The sequence below is a fragment of the Moorena sp. SIO2C4 genome (assembly GCF_010672485.1).
Lineage (GTDB): Bacteria > Cyanobacteriota > Cyanobacteriia > Cyanobacteriales > Coleofasciculaceae > Moorena > Moorena producens.
On the sequence record NZ_JAAHGN010000259.1, the window covers coordinates 1 to 7,972 of the forward strand.

Here is a 7,972-nt window from a genome sequence, read left to right on the forward strand (position 1 = left end):
CAACCTTCAACCTTCCAACCTTCAACCTTCCAACCTTCAACCTTCCAACCTTCAACCTTCCAACCTTCCAACCTTCAACCTTCCAACCTTCAACCTTCCAACCTTCAACCTTCCAACCTTCCAACCTTCAACCTTCCAACCTTCAACCTTCCAACCTTCAACCTGTAACCTCTACCCATCCCAACATGGGGATAGCTACAAAATTCATCAACAAACTTACTAAAATCACCCCCACTATATTTAAAACTAATCCTACCTTAGCCATGGTAGAAATTGGAAAATATTCCTGAGAGTAAACAATGGCATTGGGACCAGTTGCGACTGGCAGCATAAAGGCGAAGGAAGCAGAAAGTGCGGCGGGCCACATCAACAAAGCAGGTGAAACATTTATAATCGATGCAGCAGTAGCTAAAATAGGCATGATCAGAGCCGTGGTTGCTATATTCGAGGTAACTTCTGTTAAAAATGTCATAAATACACAGATGCAAACTACCATCAAAACCGTTGAAAGTCCCTGCAATCCGATTTGTAAATTATCCCCTAGGAATTGAGATAATCCTGACGCAGCAAACCCTTTAGAAATTGCAATTCCACCCCCGAATAGCAGCAATATTCCCCAAGGAATTTTTACAGCGGTTTCCCAGTCTAGGAGGTTTATTTTATCCCCCGTCTCTGTTTTCACAGGAAGTATAAACATGATAACAGCAATTAGGGCAGCCACACTGGAATCATGAACAAAGTTAGCCACGCCCAGATAGGTTGCCCAACCAGTTAATGTAAATGAACCGATGGTGATATCTGCCCTAAAAATCCACAACAATGCTGTTAACCCAAATAAAATAGCAACGTATGTTTCTCCCTGAGACATTTTTCCCAGTTTCTGGACTTCTTTGCCTGGAATTTTAAAATAGTCTGACGAAAAACTGTTATTATCAAGCTTGACTGTAATTTTAGTTAAATAGATCCAAGTTAAAAAGATAAATATAAAAACAGCTGGCACTCCCACCATTATCCATTGAAAAAATGTAATGGGGGTACTGTCTGGAAAATTTTCTTTTAATTGTGCCAGAAATATCAGGTTAGGTGGCGTCCCGATCGGAGTTCCAATCCCACCAATATTAGCTGCGTAGGCAATTCCAAGCATTAGTGAAGTTCCCAGAGTTTTACCCACATCAATTTTGGGATTGGCAAGAGCTGTTTCTTCGATGATAGAGATAGCTATTGGCAGCATCATCAAGGTTATAGCTGTATTGGATATCCACATCGACAATACTGCTGTTGCTAGCATAAATCCCAAAATTAACCTGGTCGGTTTGGTACCAATAATGCTAATAATGTGGAAAGCAATCCGCTGATGTAGGTTATATTTTTCAACCGCTTTAGCAATAAAAAAAACTGTCATAAATAGCAAGACTACATCAGAAGCATAGGCGGAAGCAACCTCTTCAGCAGAAATAATTCCTAAAAAGGGGAATAAACCCAAGGGAATTATCGAGGTGGCCGCAATCGGGATAGTTTCAGCAATCCAAAAAACTGCCATGAGAAGGGTTGATCCTAGCATTCTCACAGCAGTTGGTGGTAAATTTTCAGGGAATAATGCTGGAAAAAATGAAAGGAGCCAGCATAGGGTAAAAATACTAACTCCTAGGTAAAAGCTTTTTTTCATCAATAGGACTTACGCAGTAACTCTACTTCTATTAGTAAGATGCTTTCTTAACGAAGCCTACACTATAAGTGAGTTTGGAGTCCAGTTTTCCGTAAGTCCTGTTATTGCTGGATTGAACAATTCTGGGATTTTACTAAATACGAATTTATTAACAGTTCCAGATATCCAGCTATTTAATTATTCAACATAAATTATTCAGCAAGCTACCAACACATCTTGACGCCCAAGCACTCTCAAATCCTCTTCATCGAATTCAACCGGTGTACCACTGCGAACCAGTTCAGCAAAGTCCTCATTAGGCACCATCCAGCACAGGGTATATAAACGCTCAGTCCCAGTATTTCTAATTTCATGAATTCCTGTAGGCGGAACTAATAAAGTATCTCCAGTCCGCAGCGTAACGATTTTGCCATCACAGCTAGCTAGCCCTTGACCCTTGAGGATATAGAACATTTCTACTCCAATTTTATGATAATGGAGCGGAGTCTTTCCTCCTGGCTCAAAAATCTCTACACAAAATGTTATTGAAGCATTAGCACTGTCTGGATCAAAGACAATAGCTAAGCGATTTTTATCTTGGGGACTAATACGATAAGCTTGGTAGTCTTTGGGAGATCTAACTACGGGAATCATGCAACGATTATCCATGGTTGATTTATTACTGTTGAGGGTTGACTGTTGAGAAGTTAATTGAGAATTTAATTAGTTAAGTGCTTTCCGAGTTGTCGGAGAATATTTGACCAACTCAAAGCAAAGCATTGGTTAGAATTGTAAGTGGTAACTTTTAGGAAATAATCTTAGTCAATAATCTAGTAAGATAGTCGCCGCATAGTCTTAGACTAGTTGCAGTTTACTTTATCTACCAATCCCTAGCTATTAAATTTAATATTATCTAAATTTTTGTTGGGCGATTGACTTAATCCGGGAGAGTTTGTAAAGAAATATGAAATAGCCCTTGAATTCCCCTACACCCCACAGCCTATAATTCACATTTTTGTTTGGGGCGATTGACTTAATCTGGGAGAGTTTGTAAAGAAATATGAAATAGCCCTTGAATTCCCCTACACCCCACAGCCTATACTCCACATTTTTTTTGGGGCGATTGATTTACATCTGAGACAGTTTGTAAAGAAATATAAAATCGCCAGTGAATTATCCTAGATCCCACAGCCTATACTCTAACTCAACCAGCAATCTCTATTGGTCTCTAAGTACGTAATAAATAGGGGTAGGTAGTAAATCGGTAGGGGGTTGACAAAATTACCTTTTACCTGATTGTTTTTAGGGTTTTCCATGGCGTCGCATCAGATAATCCAAGATTCGGTCTAATCTTTCGACAGCAGCATTAGTCGAAACCTGTTGTTTAGCGAGTTGTTCTTGTAGAGCCGTGCATCGCTCGATACTTGGAGTAAGTGATCGCTTGGATTCAATTACTAAACATCTGAAACAGTTTAGTTATCCTGTGATGACCATCCCGTGAATCTTGATGAGATTTTACTTCCTGTTGCTGGAGTAGGGCATTCTCCAACACTTGTTCAATGCGATCGCATAAAATAAATTCCATTTGGCTACGCACATCGTCCGGCACGTCAACTAGGTCTTTCTGATTCTGTTGCGGTAACAGCACTCGTTTGATACCAGTCCGGTGCGCTGCTAACACCTTTTCTCGCACTCCACCAATGGGGAGTACTTCACCACTGAGGTTAATTTCTCCGGTCATGGCAGTATCCGTGCGTACCGATTGATTCATCAACAGGGATGCGATCGCTGTTACCATAGTTACCCCTGCAGAGGGTCCATCTTTGGGAATTGCACCGGCTGGCACATGGAGGTGTAAGCCATTATCTTTGAATGCACTCAAGTCAATTCCCACAGATGCAGCATGAGACCAGACATAGGAGCGAGCAATCTGAGCCGACTCCTGCATTACTTCCCCAAGCTGACCGGTGAGCATCAAGTCTTTACCCTGGGGTAAGAAGACAGCCTCAACAAAGAGGACTTCTCCGCCTTGGAGAGTCCAAGCCAGACCTGTGGCTACTCCAGGTTGTGTAGTTTTGCGGATCTGTTCGAGCAGAAAGCGCCTTGGTCCGAGTGAGGCTTCCAACTGTTCCGGATTGATTGCCATTGGCTCAGTTTTACCATTGGCATACTGAACGGCAACTTTGCGGCACAGAGTCCCCAGTTGTTGCTCTAGTTTACGTACTCCTGCCTCACGAGTGTAGTTTTCAATCACCTGGCGTAGGGTTTCTGTGGGTAGTTCCACAGCATTAGCTGGCAGTCCTGCCTTTTCGATCTGTCGAGGCAATAGATATTTCTGAGCGATCGCAATTTTCTCCTGTTCGGAATACCCAGATAATTCAATAATCTCCAGCCGATCTATTAGTGGAGGGGGAACACGAGATAGGTCATTAGCAGTACCAATGAAGATAATCTGGGACAGATCGAAGTCCAAATCCAAATATAGGTCTCGGAAACTATGGTTTTGCTGGGGATCAAGGATTTCTAGTAAAACAGAGGCAGGGTCACCACGATAGTCCATGCCCACCTTATCCAACTCATCAAGCATAATCACTGGGTTCTTCACCCCAGCTCGATATAGCGCCTGTATAATCCGACCTGGCATAGCACCGATATAAGTGCGACGGTGACCCCGTAATTCTGCCTCATCCCGTAACCCACCCAGGCTGACTCGCTCGAAGGGACGACCCAAAGCATGAGCAATCGAGCGACCTAGACTGGTTTTACCTACCCCCGGAGGACCAGCAAAACAAATTACTGTACCGATGCTGTAGCGCTGATCTGGTTTCTGTGGCTGTTCAGCATCCCTTGTTTCGAGATCCTGCTGAGTCCAAGCCATTTGTTTGAGCTTGAAGGTAGCTAGGTGTTCGATAATACGTTCTTTAATTTTGGTCAGGCCATGGTGATCCGCATCAAGGACTTCCCTAGCATGTTGCAGATCCAGGTTGTCCTGCACCGTCTTGTTCCAAGGCATCTCTAACAACCAGTCGAGATAAGTGCGAATCACCCCACCTTCTGCCGAGGCATTCCCAATACGTTCTAAGCGAGCTAATTCTCGTTTCGCTTGCTTTTGGGCAGTTTCCGGTAATTGGCCTTCCTTGATCCGAACCCGCAATTCCTCAATTTCCTGACTATCGGGATCCAGCTCACCTAATTCCTCTTGAATTTGCTTCAGTTGCTGGCGCAGGAAGAATTCCCGCTGCTGCCCTTCAATTTCCTTTTTCGTCTCTCCCAGAATTTCTCTACGCAGGCGCTGGACTTCTACCTCCTGCTTCAAATCCTCCAACATTTGACGCAAGAGCATCTCCAGGTTTTCCTCCTCTAACACTGCCTGCATTTCCGGAACATCCTGCTGTAACAAGATGGAGGTCTGGTAAGCCAACTGTGCTGGATCATCGCTATGTAATAAGACTGCTAAAAGTTCTTCAGGGAAGTTGGAATTTAACATAGCAGCCTCTTGCCAAAGGGATTGAATCGCACTAGTTAGGGCTGCTAGGGTCTGTTGTTCTGTTCCTGCTGCGATCGCTGTTTCTGTAGTAACTTGAGGCAGGAGTTGATAGTTAACAGTGTAGGTGGGTTCGGTCTGAATTAATTGCTCAATTCGGACTCGCTCGAGACTTTCAATGATCAGTTGCACTGGTCCGATGGGTAGCCTGCTCATTTTTTTGACCACAGCCAGGGTAGCAACCGGATAGATCTCCTCGAGGCTATTAATTTCAGCTTTTTCGTCTTCCTCCAGTCGCCCCTGGGCTTCTGGGCGAATCGCAGCCACAATTAGCTGCTTGTGCTCAGTCAGCATAGTTGACTCAGCTACTGCCACAGAACGACGCCTACCTGCTACGATTGGCAGCGTAATCCCTGGCAGTAACACAATGTTGCGCAGGGGAAGTAGTAAGCTGGTTTCCAGCTGTTTGTCTTGCCTGGAAAATACGCTAGCAGTGATATCCATAAAACCTTCCTCTCCCATCGATTCACGTTCTGCCTTTCGCCATCTCCGGGATATTTTGGTTGCAGGGAGCAGGTAAGCAATCTCAACAGCTCACTTTAGCCTGTATTTCAATTTTATGGTATTTTTTTTATGTTTATATAGGCTAAACCCTATTATTAATATTCTACCTTATCGATTTTTTCTTGCCATTCTTGGAAAGCTCTCAACGCTTCATCCGGCATCAATTGAATTATTGGGAGTTTGCGATCGCTTATCGGCAAGTCCAATTCCTCGTAAATGAACTTGTCATCAAATCCAATTTGAGCGGCATCAGCTTTAGTATTGGCATAGTAAACTTTGTCTAGCCTAGCCCAGTAGATCGCCCCGAGGCACATCGGGCATGGCTCACAGCTAGTATAGAGTTCGCAACCGGTCAGTTGAAAAGTCTGTAAGACCTTGCAAGCATCACGGATAGCTACAATTTCAGCATGTGCGGTGGGATCATTAGTGGAGGTGACTTGATTATGAGCTTTGGCAATAATCTCTCCATCCTTGACAACCACTGCTCCAAATGGACCTCCCTTTCCAGAGCGAACGCTGATCACAGATAGAGCAATTGCCTCATTCATAAAGCGACTGTTAGGCTGTGTCATGAATTTCCATGGTTTAGAATTTTCGCTTTGCCATGATAGCTCAGTCGTCAGGAGCGCAATTTTTAAGAAGGTGGGTTACGGCGCTTTTAAAGACTGATTGATCATCGCTCAAATCCTGGCCGCGCCTAACCCACCCTACTGGGCTGACATCTCTAAAAATGTAAGTTGGCTTGAACGAAGGGAAATTTGAAGAAGGTGGGTTACGGCGCTTTCAAAGACTGATTGATAATCCCTCAAATCCTGGCCGCGCCTAACCCACCCTACGCAATATCTAGGGGTTTGCCTTAACCTCGTGTCATTTTGATGTGCTCCATAATTATCTGCTTCTTAGCCTCTGAATATAAGGAAGGCTGCTCCTGAGGCAGTTCCGTAGTTTTCTGCAGGTGCTCCATGATTTTCTGTTTGCGTTGTTCTTCTGAAGTAGCCATAGTTAATATGTTGAGAAATATTGTCTTACATTAATTTATGTTAAAATTTATCGGATCAAATGGCAAGCTCAAATCCCCATCTTCCCCTAAGGCTTGAAGCTGCTGGAGTTTTTGGGGTGCTAAACCCAGCATCTGTTGAGCTTTGTTGATCTTTGATATAATGTATAGTTTTAAATCCCATACCGAAGTTCTTCTCAATCAGCTGGTGGTTGCGATTGCGTTCGCGAAGCGGTTCTTTTGGAACATTGAATTGTCCACAATCCCTGTCAAAAAATTTTTTTCTCAGCTTGATAGAGAGGATGCTTAGCAGTTATCAGCACGTTGTAACTTCCCCAATTGATAACTGCTATAGAGAGTAATTATATAATAAAAAAATGACCTATTATTAGCTTCGGAGACCAAACTAATGGTAGTGACGAAACCGAGAGCAGATCGGGTGGTTTTACATAACATTTCCTGGGAACAGTTTGAAAATCTGCTGCTGGATTTAGGTGACCATCGCTCTGCTCGTTTAGCCTATGATTATGGTACCATTGAGATTATGACTCCCTTACCTGAACATGAATATTATAAAGAGGTGATTGGTGACTTAGTTAAAGACCTGGCAGATGAACTAGATTTGGACTACGAAAGTTTAGGGTCAACAACCTGGCGGCGAGAGAGTAGCTTAGCTGGGCTAGAAGCAGATAATTGTTTTTATATCCAAAATGAAGCGGCGATTCGAGGCAGGTTGGACTTAGATCTCAACCAATATCCCCCCCCAGATCTTGCTCTAGAAATTGATATAACTAGTAAATCACTGCCTCGTTTGCCAATCTATTCTCGCTTAGGAGTCCCAGAAATATGGTGCTATGATTCTGGCAAACTAACAATTTACTTACTGCAAGAAGGTGAGTATGTAGAACAAGCAAAGAGTAGGATTTTTACTGAGTTACCGATTCAAGAGCTTCCTAGTTTAATTGAGCGCCATCGGGCTGATGGTAGGCGGGTAATTCGGCGATCAGTGCGAGATTGGGCAAGGAAATATTTTTAAAACATTCGATATTTTTGGATAATATTTAAGTCCTATTAATGTCAAGTAATAAAGAATTATAGCGTTAATCATACTTATAAGATAAAGTCAAGTTTATTCCCCCTACTCCCTACTCCCTACTCCCTACTCTCTAAAATCCCAAGGGCGTAAGTAACTTACCCAAGTTAAAACCCCTATAACTGGTATAGTTAAAACGGCAAACCATCAGATGCACTACCAATCAAAGTATGCCTAAGGCTGATGTTA

At 43.2% G+C, this 7,972-nt stretch carries 5 protein-coding genes; 1 reads left to right on the plus strand and 4 read right to left on the minus strand.

Features of this window, described 5'->3' with window-relative positions; translation table 11 throughout:
- Window positions 1-157: 157 nt before the first annotated feature.
- The 4 genes from F6K20_RS15335 to F6K20_RS15350 form a co-directional block, all read right to left on the minus strand.
- Window positions 158-1,666 (minus strand): SLC13 family permease, encoded by a 1,509-nt coding sequence (locus tag F6K20_RS15335; RefSeq protein ID WP_287295201.1) that lies wholly within the window; start codon window positions 1,664-1,666, stop codon window positions 158-160.
- Window positions 1,667-1,861: 195 nt separating this feature from the next.
- Complete coding sequence (locus tag F6K20_RS15340) at window positions 1,862-2,314, minus strand: cupin domain-containing protein (protein ID WP_008182370.1); 453 nt, start codon at window positions 2,312-2,314, stop codon at window positions 1,862-1,864.
- A gap of 778 nt (window positions 2,315-3,092) precedes the next feature.
- Complete coding sequence (gene lon / locus F6K20_RS15345) at window positions 3,093-5,633, minus strand: endopeptidase La (protein ID WP_287295202.1); 2,541 nt, start codon at window positions 5,631-5,633, stop codon at window positions 3,093-3,095.
- A gap of 155 nt (window positions 5,634-5,788) precedes the next feature.
- On the minus strand, window positions 5,789-6,265 hold the full coding sequence (locus F6K20_RS15350; protein WP_044492630.1) for a nucleoside deaminase: 477 nt from the start codon (window positions 6,263-6,265) through the stop codon (window positions 5,789-5,791).
- 834 nt (window positions 6,266-7,099) lie between these two features.
- Here F6K20_RS15350 and F6K20_RS15355 point away from each other — a divergent pair.
- Window positions 7,100-7,726, plus strand: a complete 627-nt coding sequence (locus F6K20_RS15355) for a Uma2 family endonuclease (protein ID WP_287295205.1) — start codon at window positions 7,100-7,102, stop codon at window positions 7,724-7,726.
- Window positions 7,727-7,972: the final 246 nt, after the last annotated feature.